13 protein-coding genes and 1 pseudogene are annotated in these 15,497 nt (G+C 65.9%); 7 read left to right on the plus strand and 7 right to left on the minus strand.

Annotation, left to right across the window (positions count from 1 at the left end; all coding sequences use genetic code 11):
- Positions 1-45: 45 nt before the first annotated feature.
- The 3 genes and pseudogenes from ABT304_RS03010 to ABT304_RS03020 form a co-directional block, all read right to left on the minus strand.
- Complete coding sequence (locus ABT304_RS03010) at positions 46-1,650, minus strand: long-chain fatty acid--CoA ligase (RefSeq protein ID WP_350713276.1); 1,605 nt, start codon at positions 1,648-1,650, stop codon at positions 46-48.
- 40 nt (positions 1,651-1,690) lie between these two features.
- Positions 1,691-3,310, minus strand: a complete 1,620-nt coding sequence (locus ABT304_RS03015; RefSeq protein WP_350713277.1) for a flavin-containing monooxygenase — start codon at positions 3,308-3,310, stop codon at positions 1,691-1,693.
- A 438-nt stretch (positions 3,311-3,748) separates the two neighbouring features.
- A pseudogene (locus tag ABT304_RS03020) lies at positions 3,749-4,147 on the minus strand (transposase); the annotation flags it as partial.
- Between the two features lie 395 nt (positions 4,148-4,542).
- On the opposite strand from ABT304_RS03020, the gene ABT304_RS03025 reads away from it, so the two are divergent.
- Positions 4,543-5,049: a response regulator transcription factor gene (locus tag ABT304_RS03025; protein WP_350713278.1), complete on the plus strand. Its 507-nt coding sequence runs from the start codon at positions 4,543-4,545 to the stop codon at positions 5,047-5,049.
- Positions 5,050-5,505: 456 nt separating this feature from the next.
- Here ABT304_RS03025 and ABT304_RS03030 read toward each other — a convergent pair whose 3' ends face one another.
- From ABT304_RS03030 to ABT304_RS03045, 4 genes are all read right to left on the minus strand, one after another.
- A complete protein-coding gene (locus tag ABT304_RS03030) occupies positions 5,506-7,707 on the minus strand; it encodes an MMPL family transporter (protein ID WP_350713279.1) in 2,202 nt (733 codons plus the stop codon).
- A gap of 156 nt (positions 7,708-7,863) precedes the next feature.
- Positions 7,864-8,736, minus strand: a complete 873-nt coding sequence (locus tag ABT304_RS03035) for a TSUP family transporter (RefSeq protein ID WP_350713280.1) — start codon at positions 8,734-8,736, stop codon at positions 7,864-7,866.
- Position 8,737: 1 nt separating this feature from the next.
- Positions 8,738-10,231, minus strand: coding sequence for an MBL fold metallo-hydrolase (locus ABT304_RS03040; protein ID WP_350713281.1), 1,494 nt, complete (start codon positions 10,229-10,231; stop codon positions 8,738-8,740).
- 8 nt (positions 10,232-10,239) lie between these two features.
- Positions 10,240-10,542 (minus strand): rhodanese-like domain-containing protein, encoded by a 303-nt coding sequence (locus tag ABT304_RS03045; RefSeq protein ID WP_350713282.1) that lies wholly within the window; start codon positions 10,540-10,542, stop codon positions 10,240-10,242.
- A gap of 160 nt (positions 10,543-10,702) precedes the next feature.
- On the opposite strand from ABT304_RS03045, the gene ABT304_RS03050 reads away from it, so the two are divergent.
- From ABT304_RS03050 to ctaD, 6 genes are all read left to right on the plus strand, one after another.
- Positions 10,703-11,107 carry a DUF302 domain-containing protein gene (locus tag ABT304_RS03050; protein WP_350713283.1) on the plus strand — a complete coding sequence of 135 codons (405 nt, stop codon included), beginning with the start codon at positions 10,703-10,705 and terminating at the stop codon, positions 11,105-11,107.
- On the plus strand, positions 11,107-11,373 hold the full coding sequence (locus tag ABT304_RS03055) for a metal-sensitive transcriptional regulator (protein WP_008362732.1): 267 nt from the start codon (positions 11,107-11,109) through the stop codon (positions 11,371-11,373). The genes ABT304_RS03050 and ABT304_RS03055 overlap by 1 nt, the downstream gene beginning before the upstream one ends.
- Positions 11,374-11,630: 257 nt before the next feature.
- Positions 11,631-11,882, plus strand: a complete 252-nt coding sequence (locus ABT304_RS03060; RefSeq protein WP_350713284.1) for a YgaP family membrane protein — start codon at positions 11,631-11,633, stop codon at positions 11,880-11,882.
- On the plus strand, positions 11,879-12,655 hold the full coding sequence (locus ABT304_RS03065) for a sigma-70 family RNA polymerase sigma factor (RefSeq protein ID WP_350713285.1): 777 nt from the start codon (positions 11,879-11,881) through the stop codon (positions 12,653-12,655). The genes ABT304_RS03060 and ABT304_RS03065 overlap by 4 nt, the downstream gene beginning before the upstream one ends.
- A 195-nt stretch (positions 12,656-12,850) precedes the next feature.
- Complete coding sequence (locus tag ABT304_RS03070) at positions 12,851-13,594, plus strand: GntR family transcriptional regulator (protein WP_350713286.1); 744 nt, start codon at positions 12,851-12,853, stop codon at positions 13,592-13,594.
- A gap of 82 nt (positions 13,595-13,676) precedes the next feature.
- The gene (ctaD, locus tag ABT304_RS03075) at positions 13,677-15,374 is read left to right on the plus strand and encodes an aa3-type cytochrome oxidase subunit I (RefSeq protein WP_350713287.1); all 1,698 of its coding nucleotides are present in this window, start codon (positions 13,677-13,679) and stop codon (positions 15,372-15,374) included.
- Positions 15,375-15,497: the final 123 nt, after the last annotated feature.

Consider the following 15,497-nt stretch of genomic DNA (forward strand, 5'->3'; position numbering starts at 1 on the left):
CCTTGAATCCGAATCGATGGGCTGCGGTCGGGGTGGGGCTGCGGTTCACAGGAACTCGCTGCGGAGCCGCTTCTTGTCGAACTTCCCGACACTCGTCTTGGGCAGTTCGTCGATGACTTCGAACCGGTCTGGAACCCAGAACGATGGGAATCGCTCCTTCAGATGGGCCTTGAGTTCATCTTCGGAGACCTCCTCGGCCACGACGATGAAGGCGACGGGTCGTTCGATCCACTTCGGGTCCGGCGCGCTGATCACCGAGGCCTCGACGATTTTCGGGTGGCCGATCAGCGCGTTCTCCAGTGCCACCGAGGAGATCCATTCGCCGCCGCTCTTGATGAGGTCCTTGGCGCGGTCGACGATGGTGAGATAGCCGTCGGGTGTCATCGTGGCGATGTCACCGGTGCGGAACCAGCCGTCGCTGAAGCTGGCGGCGGAGCGAGCATCGTTGTAGTAGTCGCGGATCACCCAGGGCGCGCGGACGAGGACCTCGCCCGGCGTCGTCCCGTCCCACGGGATCTCCCGCTCGTCGTCGTCGACCAGCTTCAGCTCGACCAAGGGCAGTGGCTGCCCTTGCGAACCGAAGATCTCGAAGCGGACCTCGTCATCCAGGTGCCGGTTTGCGGTGGTCAAGCCGCAGAAGGTGAGGACCGGCGAGGCCTCGGTCATGCCCCAGGCTTGGGTGACGTGGACGTCGTGGTGCTGCTTCCACCACTTCATCTCACCGATCGGTGGCGCCTGGCCGCCGAGCCACAAGGTGTGCAACGACGAGATGTCGTACTTCCCGGGATACCGCTCTAGAGCGCGGCGGACTAGCATGCCAACAGTGACCGCGCCCACCAAGACGGTCGGCTTCGCGTGGTCGATGATGGCGAGGTAGTCAGTGTCCACCGGATGATCGCCGGGCAGCACGATGGTGGCGCCCTGCAGGACGCAGGCGAATGGCATGCCCCAGGAGTTGACGTGCGATAGCGGGGTGACGAGCATGTACCGCTCGGCCTCGCTCACGCCGATCGTGCCGGTGGTGCACAGCCCAAGTGCATGGAGCACGGTGCTGCGGTGGCTGTAGACCACCCCCTTCGGATCTCCTGTGGTGCCGGAGGTGTAGCACATCGAGGCGGCCGTGTGCTCATCGAGGTCGGGATAGTCGTACTCGTCGGAAGCTGCGGCCATCAGGTCGGCGTAGGAATGCACCGGCACGGGAAGCGCGCTCTCTGCTGGAACCGGACCATTGAGCTGAATGATGGCCCGGACGTGTGCCAGCCGGTCCCCGAGCCGTTCGAGCAGCGGAATCTGGTCGTTGCTCACGAGCAGGACGGTGTCCTGGGCATGGGCGATGATGTAGGCGATCTGCTCGTCAGACAGTCGGGTGTTGATGGTGTGCAGCACCGCGCCCATACAGGGCACGGCGTAGTATGACACCAGGTGCTCGGCCGTGTTCCATGCCAAGGTCCCCACTCTGTCGCCAGCCCGGACGCCGAGGTCGGTCAGCACATTCGACAACCTGCGGGCTCGGCGGCCAAGCTCGGCGAGGGGGAAAGTGTCGAAGCCGTCGTCAGTGCGGGCGATGACCTCCTTGTGCCCGTAGAGGTGTTCAGCACGCCACAGGACTGTCTTGATCTGTAGCGGCGTCTCCATCATCAGGCTCTGCACGGTGCGACTCCTTGCGTGGATCGGCGGCAACTGGGTTGCCTCAGGCCTTGATGAACTCGGGGTATCCGTTGGCCGCGGAGGTATTGACCTCGTCGAGGTACGCGGGCAGTCCGGCCGGCCACATCAGCATCTGGACCTTCTTGCCCGGGACGTTCGCGGCCATATACCACGAGGCGGCCCGATCGAAGAGCGCCACCTCGCAGACCGCGTCGATCTTCTGCTGCCAGGTCTGTTCGGCCTCACCGGTGGGCTCGATGCGGGTCACCTCGCTCTGGAGAAGATGATCGACAAGTCCGACGACCCAGTCGCCCTGTGCCTCGGCCGCAGTCGGGCCATTGCAGAACCCAGACGGGCTTTGGGGGCCGTAGACGAACAGCAGATTGGGGAACCCCGAAGTAGCGACCCCCAGGGCGGTGTGAGCGCCCTTGGCCCACGAGTCCACGATCGGCTCGCCCTGGCCGTTGCGGATGTCGACGGCGGTGATGCCGCCGGTGACGGCGTCGAAGCCGGTGGCCAGGGCAATGATGTCGAACGCGTGCTCCACCCCGTCGGAGGTCACGATGCCCTTGGCGGTGACGTGGTCGATCGGGTTCTTGCGGAGGTTGACCAAGTCGACGTTGTCCTGGTTGTAGATCTCGTAGTAGCGCTGCTCCAACGAGGGTCGCTTCACCCCGAACGGGTGCGGCGGATCAGTCGGGGCCAGGTCCTCCCACAGCTCCTTGTTGTTGATCCGCTGGCGGGTCTTGTCCCGCCAGAAGTCGTAGAAGGCGCGGTTGCTGTCTTCGTTGAAGAAGATGTCGTTGAAGTTCCCGAGCCACGGCACGAAGCCGCCGATCTCCCACATCCGCTCGAACTCGGCGTCCCGCTCCTTGGGCGTCACGTCGGCCACTGCCTTGTCTAGGAAGTCGAAGTCGAAGCCGGCGAAAGTGGTGTTGCGCTTCGCCATCCGGTCGACGTAGGTCGACTTCTCCTCGGCGTTCTCCTCCTCAGAGATCTTCCGCTGACACATCGGTAGCGCGATCATCGGGGTGCGCTGGAAGACCGTGACTTGCGCGGCCACTGGTGCGGATTCCTGGGCTACCTGCACCCCGGAGGCACCGGTGCCGATCACCGCGATGCGCTTGCCGGTCAGGTCCACGCCGTCCTGCGGCCAACGCGCGGTGTGGTGCGCGATGCCTCCGAAGGACTCCAGGCCGGGGATCTCGGGGATGTAGGGCTTCGAGCCGAAGCCCGTGCACAGCAGCAGATACCGCGTGGAGATCTCGCGGCTCTCGTCGGTCTCGGAGTTCACGGCGGTCACCACCCAGCGCCGCGAGCCCTCGTCGAAGCGAGCTGCGGTGATCCGAGTGTTGTAGCTGATGTCCTTCGACAAGTTCAGCTTGTCGTCCACGTGCTGGAAGTAGGCGCGGACCTCTGACCAGTCCGGGTACAGCTCCGAGAAGTTCCAGTCACGCCACAGCTCCGGATCGGAGAACTGGTACATGGGGCCCCAGGTGTCGACACGGGCCCCGGGGTAGCAGTTCCAGTACCACACGCCCCCTAGTCCGCCGGCGGACTCCACGGCGTGGACATTGTGCCCCCGCTTACGCAATTCGTTGAGCTGGTAGAGGCCGGCGAATCCAGCGCCGACGATCAAGACGTCACGTTCTTCGGTGCTCACGGGCGTTTCCTCTCGTTAGCCCGGGTATCGGGCTGTGTCGGAAAGATGTTTGCAGCGTTGACTGCGATCGCGTTGTCTCAATCGGAGACACCGTCTCGGCCCCGCTCGAAGGGGGAGCAGATTTCGACAATTCTTGCTGGTCAGGGATGTTTCTACGCCTCTCCAACCACCAAGGTGTTCCTCGTCGAGTTGTCTCAGAGCGAGACACCTCGACGAGGCTATGGACCAATGCACGGTTGGGTCACGAGAAGGAATGTTGATCAGAACCGATGGATGGCTCTCGGCGGGTGCCGTGAATCGGACGCATCTCCGAGGACGATCGAAGCCCATTGCAAGTTTCTGATCAGGGTCGGCGTTGCCGCGCACGCTCGAGAAGATGCTGCCGCACGTGGTTATGTCCCAGGTAGTGGTGTAGCGCTGCGTTCTCCTTGATGAGGGTCAGGCAGTTAGCGCGGGCAGGTCATCAGTTCCGATCTCGGGTTCGTTGGTGGGCACGATGTTCATGCGGGACCGGGCTAGGACGTCGAGTCCGAGGTAGCGGCGGCCTTCGGCCCACTCGTCGGTCTGCTCGGCCAACACGGCGCCGACCAGGCGCACGATCGCGTTGCGGTTGGGGAAGATCCCGACAGCGTCGGTGCGGCGGCGGATCTCTTTGTTGAGACGTTCGGTGGGGTTGTCGGACCAGATCTGGGTCCAGATCTCTTTCGGGAACGCGATGAAGGCCAGCAGGTCGACGCGGGCACGGTCGAGGTGCTCGAAGACAGCGGGGAGCTTGGCTTCGACGTAGTCGAGCAGCCGGTCGAAATGAGCCTGGACAGCGGCCGCGTCGGGCTGGTCAACGTCTGCGGACCGGTTGCAACCAGCGACTCTTGGTCGACTTCGCGAACAGCCGGGCGACCGAGTCGGCGTCATGGCAGGCGGTGGGCAGGCCTGAGCACGACTCGGGGCCTTCGGGAGCGAAGGTGCCCATCGGAAAAATGCCTGGGCTCCGCCGAAAGAGGTAACGATCGGCAATCTTCAGTGCTGCGAGGCATGCTCTCGCACCACCTGTCAATCCGAACACAGACCTGAGAAGGTTGAGCCCATGATGAGCTCGGGGGTTGTGCGCGTAGCGGTGGTCAGTCCGCAGGAAGTCGTCATGCGGGGACTCTCCACGATGCTCGCCGATTATCCCGACCGACTAGTCGTCACAGCGCTGCCTGCCGTACGCAGCAAGGGCTCCTGGTGTCGATGTGGTCCTCTACGACACGCTCGGTCTGCATCTGGGCGACATCTCGGACCTCGAGCACCTGCTGAACGAGACAAGCGCCAAGGTGCTGATCTTCAGCCGCGACACGCGCCCGGACCTGCGCGCCAAGGCCTACTCGCTCGGCGCCAGCGCCTGGGTCTCGATGAGCCTCCATGCCGGAGACCTCGTGCGCAGCATCGAAGCGACCGCCGCCGGCGAGCCGATCGGTGAACATGAGGACCGGATGAGTGCCGTCGCTGGACTCACCTCCCGAGAGGTGGAGGTACTCGCGCTGATCACCCAGGGACTCTCCAACCAGGAGATCGCCGCCAAGCTCGTCATGAGCGTGAACACGCCCAAGAGTCACATCCGACAGGCATACCGCAAGATCGAGGCCACCACCCGCAGCCAGGCGGTCAGATGGGCGATCACCCACGGATTCGCGCCGGCCGACGAGACTTCCTTGGCAGAGAGTGCGACGACGTCGGGAGCACTAGACCTAACCCGATAGAGGTAACTATCGGCAACACACATGCTGGGCCCATGCATCTAGACAGGCGCCTCCCGAACTGGCACGTCTACCGTTTCGGCACAAACTCGCGGCAACGCGAAGAGGCCCACCGTTCTACGGTGGGCCTCTTCGTCTGCATTCTCGTGGCCCCGGGGGGAAGGGCCGTCGCTAAGTACACCCCACGACTCGCAGAAACTCAACGTTCCAGGTCTGCGACAAGACCAAGAGCACGGGGCCACCTAAGTTCGCAAACCGCTCGGGCCGGGAACCGCGGCGACAAGACGGCCAGCGCTGATGTGCTTGCACCGGTCGAAACGTCTCCGAGCTGGGTCCGACCGGGCCGCGTTCCTCCGGGAGCCAGCTTCCCTAGGGCATCCGTAATCGGGAATGCCGGTGGAGGACCGTCAGTGCTAAGGGTGGGGTCGTCGCCAGGTCTCCTGTCGGCGAATCCGGAGGTCAGTCGTGAGCGAAGGTGATGTTAGGCAGGATCTTCCGCAGCCAGGCGGGGGTGTACCAGGCGGCCTTGCCAGTAAGGCGAAGCATGACCGGTAGGAGGACGAGCCGGACAAGGAAGGCGTCGAGGAGGACGGCGAGGCCGAGGACGACGCCCATTTCTTTGGGCGGGATGGGGCCGGAGAGGGCGAAGGTGAAGAAGACCGCGACCATGACCGCGCCGGCGGCGAAGATGACCCGGCCGGAGTGGGCAAGTGATCCGATCATGGCGTCCTTGGGGTCCCCGGAGCGCTCGTAGTGCTCCTTGGCCGAGGCGAGCAGGAACACGGTGTAGTCCATCGCGATGGCGAAGATCATGGCGAAGAAGAACACCGGCGCCCAGGCGTCGAGGAAGCCCTGTGATTCGAAGCCGAGCAGGTCGGCGCCGTGTCCCTCCTGGAAGATCAGTCGGGCGACACCGAACGCCGCCGCGGTGGAGAGCAGGCTGGCGAGGGTGCCGAGTAGGGAGATGAGCGGGGCCTGCAGTGCGATGAGGAGCAGCATGAAGCCGAGGACGAGCACGACGCCGATGACCAGCGGGGTGGACTCGTCGAGCTGCGCCTTGAGATCGAGGTTCTCCACGGCGGCGCCCCCGAGGACGGCGGAGTCGGGGAGGTCTGCGCGGAGCCGGTCGACGGTGTCGCTGAGTGCGGGGTCGGAGGGGTCAACGGAGGGAACGGCCTGGATCAGCACCAGTCCGCTGTCGTCGGCAGCCGGCATCGGCGGCATGGCAGCGGCGATGCCGGGGTCGTCCTTGAGTGCTGCGCTGGCGGCCGAGGCGTCGGTGTCGTCGGTGACGATCTGCAAAGTACCGGGGGCGCCGGTGCCGAAGGCGTCTTGGACCTGGCTGTAGCCGACTCGGGCAGAAGCGTCCTCGGGCAGCACCTTGATGGAGGGCATGGCGGTCTTCAGGCCGAGGATCGGGGCGGCGAGGGCGAGCAGGATGACCGTGGCGAGGAGGCCCCAGGCAACGGGGCGCTTCCAGAGTCGCTCGCCCCAGGCGGCGAATGCCGAGGAACGGTGCTCACCAGCGCGGGACCAGGGCAGTGCGAGCTTGTTGATTCGGTCGTCGAGGCCGAACAGCACCAGCGGCAGCAGGGTGAGGGTGGCGGCTAGGACGAAGACCACCGAGAGCATGATGCCGCCGGCCATGGAGCGGAAGGAGGGTGAGGGCACCAGCATGACCGCGGACAGCGAGACGAGGACGGTGAGGCCGGAGAGCAGCACGGCCTTGCCTGCGGTGTCCATGGTCTGGGCGATAGCCCACTGTCGGTCTTCGCGGGTGTCGGGGCGGCCGGCGGCGCGGTTAGCCTCGCGGCGTACGGCGCGGGCGGCGCGGTAGCGCACGACCAAGAAGAGGGCGTAGTCGATGCCCAGGGCGAGTGCGAACATCATTGCGAAGTTCATGGCCCAGATGGAGACGGGCACGAGCTCGTTGATCAGCACCAGGGAACCGGCCGAGGCGACAAGGCCGGCCAGGGTGAGGATCAGTGGGAGTCCGGCGGCCACGAGGGCGCCGAAGGCGAGTACCAAGATGGCCAGGGTGACCGGCCAGGACATGAACTCCGACTTCAGCATGGCGTCGAGGTTGGCCTCGTTGAAGTCGCTCCATAGCAGCGAGGACCCAGTTGGGTTGACCTCGACTGTGTCGGTGGAGAGGTTTTGAAGTTCGGCCTTGAGGTCGGTGGCGACGCGGACCATCTCGTTGGTGTCGGCGCCGGCGCCGGCCAGAACGATCGCGGTGGAGCCGTCCTGGGAGAGGGTGGCCCCCGGCGTGGGTGCGAGGACGTCGGCGATGCGCGGTTCGGCCTCGAGGATGTCGGTGACCTCGGCGAGGACCTGCTGGCCCTCACCTTCGGTGACCGGTCCGTCGGTGGAGCGGACTACGACCTGGATGGCGGAGGAGGCGTTGCCGCCGAAGTGTTCTCGTGCGAGTTCGCGGGCCTGCACAGACTCTGAGCCGTTGGCCTGCCAGCCGGCACCGGAGAGGTTGTGCTCGACCTGAGGGGCGAAGGCGCCGAGGCCGACGATGGTCAACAGCCAGACCACGGTGACGAGTTTGGCGTGTTCGGTGACCCAGATCCCCAGACGTCCCAAGGGGCCGGCGGTGGTAGGGGGCGGGGTTGAGGGCCCGGCCGTGGGGCTGGAGGCCGTGGTGGTGCTCATGCAGGTTCCGTTCCGTGTGTGATGGACAAGCTTGGATACGTGAAACTTGGGATACGCGGACTTGAATGCGTGGGACTTGAATGCGTGGGACTTGGATGCGTGGGACTTGGATGCGTGGGACTTGGATGCGTGGGACTTGGATGCGTGAGGCCGGGTTCAGGCGAGCGCGGGCAGCGCCTGGGTCGCGGTGTAGAGAGCGACGCCGAGGACCAGGACGGTGAATGCCGCCTGGAGCCGGCCGGTGTCGACCCGGTCGGCCAGTCGTGCTCCGGCCACGGCTGCCGCCGCGGAGACCGCGGTCAAGACGATGACGGCCGTCCAGTCCGGCTGGACACCGGAACCGGATCGGACGGCGAGGGCTGCGGCGCTGGTGATGGTGATGACGACCAGCGAGGTGCCTGCGGCGTACTCGATGGGAAGCGCGAGCGCCAACAGGAGTGCTGGGACGACCAAGAAGCCGCCGCCGACGCCGAGGAACCCGGTCAGGGCGCCGACGATCGTGGCGGTGCCCAGTACCTTCAGCGCCCGGGGGCACTGGCAGGCGAAGGTCGGGCTGAACGTGATGATCGGGTCATCCAGGGTGGGGCGGGCGGCATGCCCCGCGGCATGCCGCGCGGCGCTGTCCTGACTGTCCTGACTGCTCTGACTGCTCTGACTGCTCTGACCGTGACGTATCTGACGCCACGCCAGGATCACACCGACCAGCAGCATCAGGGCAGCGAAGGCGGCCAGCAAGAGATCCTCCGGGACCCGGGAAGATGCCGCCGCTCCCAGCACCGCTCCGCCGGTGGCGACCAGCCCGAAGACGAACCCACGGCCGAGCAGCACGTTGCCCTCCCGGTGGGCAGCGGCGGCCCCGATCAGGGAGGTGAGGCCGACCACGACCAGCGATCCAGTGGTCGCCTGGGCGGGTGACTGGTCGAGCAGGTAGACCAGCACCGGTACTGCCAGGATCGAGCCGCCACCTCCGAGTGCCCCCAAGGAGATCCCGATGAGCGCACCGGCGGCTGCAGCCACGAGCAGGGTCATCTCAGGCGTCGGACCCGTCGGGGTCTCCCCCGGGGCTGACCATGTGCAGGCCGACCTTCTCTGCGTTCTCGAATGAGTCGTGAATCGCGACCGGGGTGCGGTCTGCGGCAGCGATGAAGGAGGCGGCGATCGAGGAGCGGTAGCCGCTGGCACAGTGCACCCACACCTCACCGGCCGGTATCTCCTCGAGGCGGTAGGGCACCTCGTGGATCGGGATGTTGAGGGCCCCGGCGATCGCGGTTCCTTCGTGCTCATCGGTGCGGCGCACGTCGAGCACGACGACCTCGCGGTGATGGCGCACCTGCGCCAGGTCGGCGAAGGTGGCAGTGGGGAAGCTGCCGAGCTCGGCATCGGCCCAGTTCTGCGGACCGCCGGTGGCGTGGGCGGCCGGTCGGTCGATGCCGATACGAACCAGCTCGCGTTGAGCGGTGGCGACGTCCTCGGCGGTCTCCCCGAGCAGGGTCACCGGGGTGCCCCACTCGATGAGCCAGCCCAGATAGGTCGAGAAGGCGCCGTCGAGACCGAAGTTGAAGGTGCCTGGGGCGTGCCCGGCAGCGAAGGCCTTGCGGTTGCGGAGGTCGAGGACCCACTCGCCCGCCTCGATACGGCGGCGCAGCTCTGTCGCATCGGCTTCTCGAACAGGGGAAAGGTCCGGTGCGCCCGGGCCGGCGGCGTTGGCGGGGCCCATGTGCACGTAGTAGGACGGCCACGCACCCAGCCCGTCCAGCAGCTCGCGGACGTAGGTCTCCTCGTCCTGAGTCAGCACGGGGTTGGACCGCTTCTCCTGTCCGATGGTGGACGCGGTGGCGTCGGACTGGGTCGCGGAGCAGAACGAGCCGAACCCATGGGTCGGGTAGACCTCGGCGTCATCGGGCAGCTCAGCGGCGAGCTTGTGGGCGGAGGCGTGCTGGTGGCGCACGAGCTCGCCTGTGTGCTCCTCACCGAGCAGGTCCGGTCGGCCGGTGGCGCCGTAAAGCAGGGAGCCACCGGTGAACACGGCGTACGGCTCCTCTCCGTCGGGCCCATCGAGAGAGAGGGCGTAGGAGAGGTGGGTGAAGGTGTGGCCGGGAGTGGCGATCGCCCGGACCCGCATCCGCGAGCCCACCTCGACGGCTTGACCATCGGTGATCGAGGTGCGGTCGAAGGAGACCTCGTCCTCGCCATTGACCACATACGCCGCGCCGGTGGCCCGCGCGAGCGCCAGGCCGCCGGTGACGTAGTCGTTGTGGATGTGGGTCTCGAAGACGTGGGTCAGCCGGACCTCGTCGGCCTCCAGCACTTCCAGCACCCGGTCGATGTCGCGCTGCGGGTCGATGACGAGGGCGATCTCGCCGTCGTGCACGACGTAGGTGCGGTCCCCCAGGGAGGGGGTCTCCAGAGTGCGTACGGTCACGCCTGTGACCGGGCGCTGCTGCGCTTCCCCCGTCGCCGAAGCAGGGGCGACGGACTCGTTGTTCCCGGATGCAGTGTTCGTGATGTTCGTGGGCTCGTTCATGGTTCGCCTCACTTCTGGGTCGATCGCCCGGAGCGGATCCAGGCGCTGGTTCCGCCGGCGACGTTCGTCGCGTCGTAGCCGGCTGCGGTCAGAACCTCGGTCATCGCGCGGCTGCGGTTGCCCGAGGCGCACACCACGTGCACCGGACGTTTGCGGTCGATCTCACCGAGCCGGGTCGTCAGCTGGCTCATTGGGATGTTGACCGCGCCGGGGACGTGGCCACGGCGGTACTCGGCGGGCTCTCGCACGTCGATCAAGGTCGCGCCCTGCTCGAGGGCCGAGGCAAGGTGCTCGACGGTGGTCTCACGCATGAAAGGGAACTCCTTGGGCGAATCGGCTCGTGGCTACCACTTCAATCTAACCCCCCGGGGGGTTACGATTCGAGCGTAACAGAACCCCCATGGGGGATGTACAGTTGATGGTGCAGACCACTCACCCATGCAGTGATCGGTACCCGGGAGGGAACGGCCCATGACGAAGTACACGCTCCAGATCACGGTGAACCGCCCCTACGAGGAGGCGGTCGAGGCGGTGCGCGGCGAGCTTGCCGCCGCCGGGTTCGGCATTCTCACCGAGGTTGACCTCAAGGCAACGCTGAAGGCCAAGCTCGAGGTCGATGTGGCCCCGCAGGTGATCCTGGGCGCGTGTCGTCCCCAGTTGGCCCACCAGGCGCTTCAAGCCGAACCGTCCATCGCCACCTTGCTGCCCTGCAACGTGGTCGTGCGTGCCCTCGACGACACCACCACGGTCGTCGAGGCCTTCGACCCCGAGGCGATGATGTCTATCGCCGGCCAGGCCGGCGACACACTCCGCACTGTCGCGACCGACGCACGGCAGCGCCTGACTGCGGCCCTGGCCGCCCTGGAGAACAACTGATGGACCTCGAACCCACCGAGATCAAAGCGATCATCACCCGAATGAAGCGCGCGAACGGACACCTCGCCAGCGTCATCCGGATGATGGAGGAAGGCTCCGACTGCGAGTCGGTGCTGACCCAGTTGGCCGCTGTCAACAAGGCCCTCTCCCGCGCCGGCTACGCCATCGTCGCCACCGGACTGCAGCAGTGCCTCGAACAGAGCGAGGAAGGGCTGGAGGACGTGGACGTCAAGAAGATGGAGAAGCTGTTCCTCGCCCTCGCCTGAGCAAGGCCGACGGCCCAGCGTCGAGACCAGATGCTCGCCTCCCAGCTCGAGCCACCACAGCACCGGTTCGATGACCTCCTCAACGACGGACGATGGCTCAGCCGTTTCCACCGTCTCGACCATTTGAGTTCATCGGACGCGTTCGAGACCGACAGTCCGGCCGTGCGGGCCACGCGGGCCACGCGGGCCACGCGGTTTGTATCGATAAGCAGCCGTGCTGCGTCTACCGATACAAACCCACCACCATTGGAGGACTGATGAAACTCAACATGGGACGCGCAGACCGCTCCATCCGTCTGTTCGTCATCGCGCCGGTGCTCGTTGTCGCGGGGATCATCCTTGGCCCACTCAGTGCACTGTCACTCATCTTCTACGCGCTCGCGGCGGTCATGGCCGCAACCTCCGCGGTCGGCACCTGTCCGCTGTACCTGCCGTTCGGGATCCGCACCCTCGGCCGCGCAGGACGATCGTCCTCAGCCCCCACCGCGGCGGGTGAATCTCGCCGTTGAGTTCAGACCTCCTCGACCAGCTGGTTGCGGAACTCCCGCGGCTTGGGGCCTACGCCTGGTCGGTCACCGGTGACCGTCACAGAGCCGAGGACCTGGCGCAGGAGACACTCGCCCGTGCTCTTGAACGTCGCGAGACCTACCGGCACGAAGCGCCTCTGGGAGCGTGGCTGCGCGGCATCCTCCACAACCTCGCCATCGATCAGGGGCGCCGCCAGCGGGAAACGCCCCGCGAGGACGTCGCAGCCTTGGCCGATGCGGCCTGGCGCGACGACAGCTGGACCGTGGACGCCGCGGTTGTGATCGAGCGCGCAGAGGCAGCCGACGAGCTGCGCGACGCACTGCTGGCCCTCCCCTTCATCTACCGGTCCGCGGTCGTGCTCCACGACATGGAAGGCCTCACTGTGCCCGTGATCGCCTCGATCCAGTCCATCTCCCTGGCTGCCGCCAAGCAACGTCTGCGTCGCGGACGGATGATGCTGGTCACCGCCTTGGCAGAGCTGAAGTCTCGCGCCCTGGATCAGCTGCCGTTGCGCTGTTGGGACGCTCGCTCCCAAGTCAGTGACTACATCGACAACGAACTCTCGGCCACGAAACGTCAACGGCTAGAAGCGCACCTCGCCAGATGCCCAACCTGCCCCCCGATCTACGCCAGCTTGGTCGGTGTCACCGCTGCCCTAGGCGCGCTCGCCGACGAGGCCGCGCTAGGTCCGATCCAGGTCCAACGGGTCCGTGAAGCACTGCAGCGGCGACGCGAGGATCGGGCCGACGCATGATCTGCCCCTGGGGCCTGGTTCGCGGACCCCTTGCAGAGGGAATACGAATGTACGTACATTTGCATCGACGGTACGTGGGCCTTCCACCTAGGGCAGGGCCCACCATCACGGAGTTCCTGTGCAGGAGGCGACATGCGGGGAAGTGGCGGCCAGCGGTCCACCGGTCCTGCCCGGGCTGTTGACCGTCAGAGCCCGATGCCGCTATGGGCTCAGGTCAAGGATGATGTCGAGCGACGCCTACGCCGAGGTGAGTTCAGCGAGTCGTTCCCGGGTGAGATGGTGCTGGTCCAGGAGTACGCGGTCAGCCGACACACGGTGCGCGAGGCGCTTCGTCGGCTGCGTGAGAGCGGCCTTGTCGATGCCGCACGTGGCCGAACACCGAAGGTCGCAAACACTGAGATCACTCAGCCCCAAGGCACCTTGTACAGCCTGTTCGCCTCCGTCGAAGCGTCAGGACGTCGCCAGCACAGCATCGTGCGCACACTCGACGCGCGTGCTGACGGGACTGTGGCCACCAGGCTCGGAGTCGAGGAGTCGACGCCTCTGATCTACCTGGAACGGATTCGCCTTATCGATGAGGAACCGCTCGCGATGGACCGCGTGTGGCTGCCCGCTCGGCTGGCTGCGCCGCTGCTCCAAGCAGACCTCACCCAAACCTCCCTCTACGAGGCGCTCGACCATCGGTGCAATCTTCGGCTGACCGGTGGCCGAGAAGAGGTCCGCGCTGTGGTGCCGACCTCGGCGGAGCGGGTCCTGCTCGGGATCCCCGATAACACCGCCGCGCTCTCGATCGACCGGACCGGCGAACTGCGAGGGCAGCCCATCGAGTGGCGTCGGACCATCGTGCGAGGCGACCGCTTCAGCCTGGTCACCGACTTCACCCGCCCTGACCAAGTCTCGGTCACAGTTTCTGACCGCCGCTATTCCATGACCTTCTAATGCACGCCGACGAGATCAACACCCGCAAGCAGACGATCGACGGCATACCCGCCATGCGTCTTCGACCGGTGAGGAGCTGAACGTGGCCACTACCACCCCTCGCACCAGCCAAGCGACGAAACCCAGGACTCCGGCACGCACGCCTTTGGGCCGCCAGCTGGTCCGCATACTCACGACCACGGATCACAAGCTGATCGGCGAGATGTACCTGGTCACGTCGTTCTTCTGGTTTCTCGGCGGTGGCCTGATGGCGCTGCTGATGCGTTCGGAGCTGGCGTTCCCGGGACAGCAGGTCGTCAACGACGAGCTGTTCAACCAGCTGTTCACGATGCACGGCACGATCATGCTGCTGCTCTTCGCGACGCCGCTGTTTATCGGCTTCTCCAACGTCATCATGCCGCTGCAGATCGGCGCGCCCGACGTGGCGTTCCCGCGGCTGAACATGTTCAGCTACTGGCTCTACCTCTTCGGCAGCCTGATCGCGGCCAGCGGCTTCCTCACCCCGACCGGTGCGGCCGACTTCGGATGGTCCGCCTACACGCCGCTCTCCAGCGCGCAGTATTCGCCGGGCGTCGGTGGCGACCTGTGGATCATGGGCCTCTACATGGCCGGTCTGGGCACCATCCTCGGCGCGGTCAACTTCATCACCACGATCATCGCCATGCGCGCGCCGGGCATGACCATGTTCCGGATGCCGATCTTCACTTGGAACGTACTGGTCACCGCGCTGCTCGTGCTGATCGCGTTCCCGATCCTCGCCGCTGCGCTGCTGATGCTCGAGTCCGACCGCCAGTTCGGCTCCCACGTCTTCGACGCCGCCCATGGCGGCCCGATCCTGTGGCAGCACCTGTTCTGGTTCTTCGGTCACCCCGAGGTCTACATCATCGCGCTGCCGTTCTTCGGCATCATCTCCGAGATCCTCCCGGTCTTCAGCCGCAAGCCGATCTTCGGCTACGTCGGTCTGGTGGCCGCGACCCTCGGCATCGCGATCCTCTCGGTGGCGGTGTGGGCGCACCACATGTTCGTCACCGGCGCGGTCAACCTGCCGTTCTTCTCCGGGATGACGTTCCTGATCGCGGTGCCCACAGGCGTGAAGTTCTTCAACTGGATCGGCACGATGTGGGGCGGCTCGGTCAGCTTCGACACCCCGATGCTGTGGTCGATCGGCTTCCTGACGACCTTCCTCTTCGGTGGTCTGACCGGCATCATTCTGGCCAGCCCGCCGCTCGACTTCCAGGTCTCCGACTCCTACTTCGTGGTCGCGCACTTCCACTACACGGTCTTCGGGACCGTCGTGTTCGCGATGTTCGCCGGCTTCTACTTCTGGTGGCCGAAGATGACCGGCCGGATGCTCGACGAGCGCCTCGGCAAGGTCCACTTCTGGCTGCTTTTCGTCGGCTTCCACACGACCTTCCTGGTCCAGCACTGGCTCGGTGTCGAGGGCATGCAGCGACGCATCGCCGACTACCTGCCCAGCGACGGATTCACCTTCCTGAACCAGGTCTCAACCGTCGGCGCGTTCCTGCTGAGCCTGTCGATGCTGCCCTTCTTCTACAACCTCTACATCTCCCGCAAGGCACCGCTGGTGACCGTGGACGACCCCTGGGGCTGGGGCCGCTCGCTGGAATGGGCCACCGCCTGCCCCGCGCCGCGCCACAACTTCACCTCCATCCCGAAGATCCGCTCGGAGTCCCCGGCCTTCGACCTCCACCACCCCGAGATCGCCGCGCTGGAGACGGAGCAGCCCGCCCAGGCCGCACACGACGGCGAGCGCCGGTGAGGAAGAGCAGCAAGAAGGTGGGCTGACCGATCCGCCCACCTTCGTATCCTCCCGGAATTCCCACGAGTCGCACTGCTGATCGTCCCGCTGTCGTTGCTGCGAATATGCCCCGACCGAGGCTGA

Origin of the sequence: Nocardioides sp. NPDC000445, from assembly GCF_040300245.1 — a bacterium.
GTDB lineage: Bacteria > Actinomycetota > Actinomycetes > Propionibacteriales > Nocardioidaceae > Nocardioides.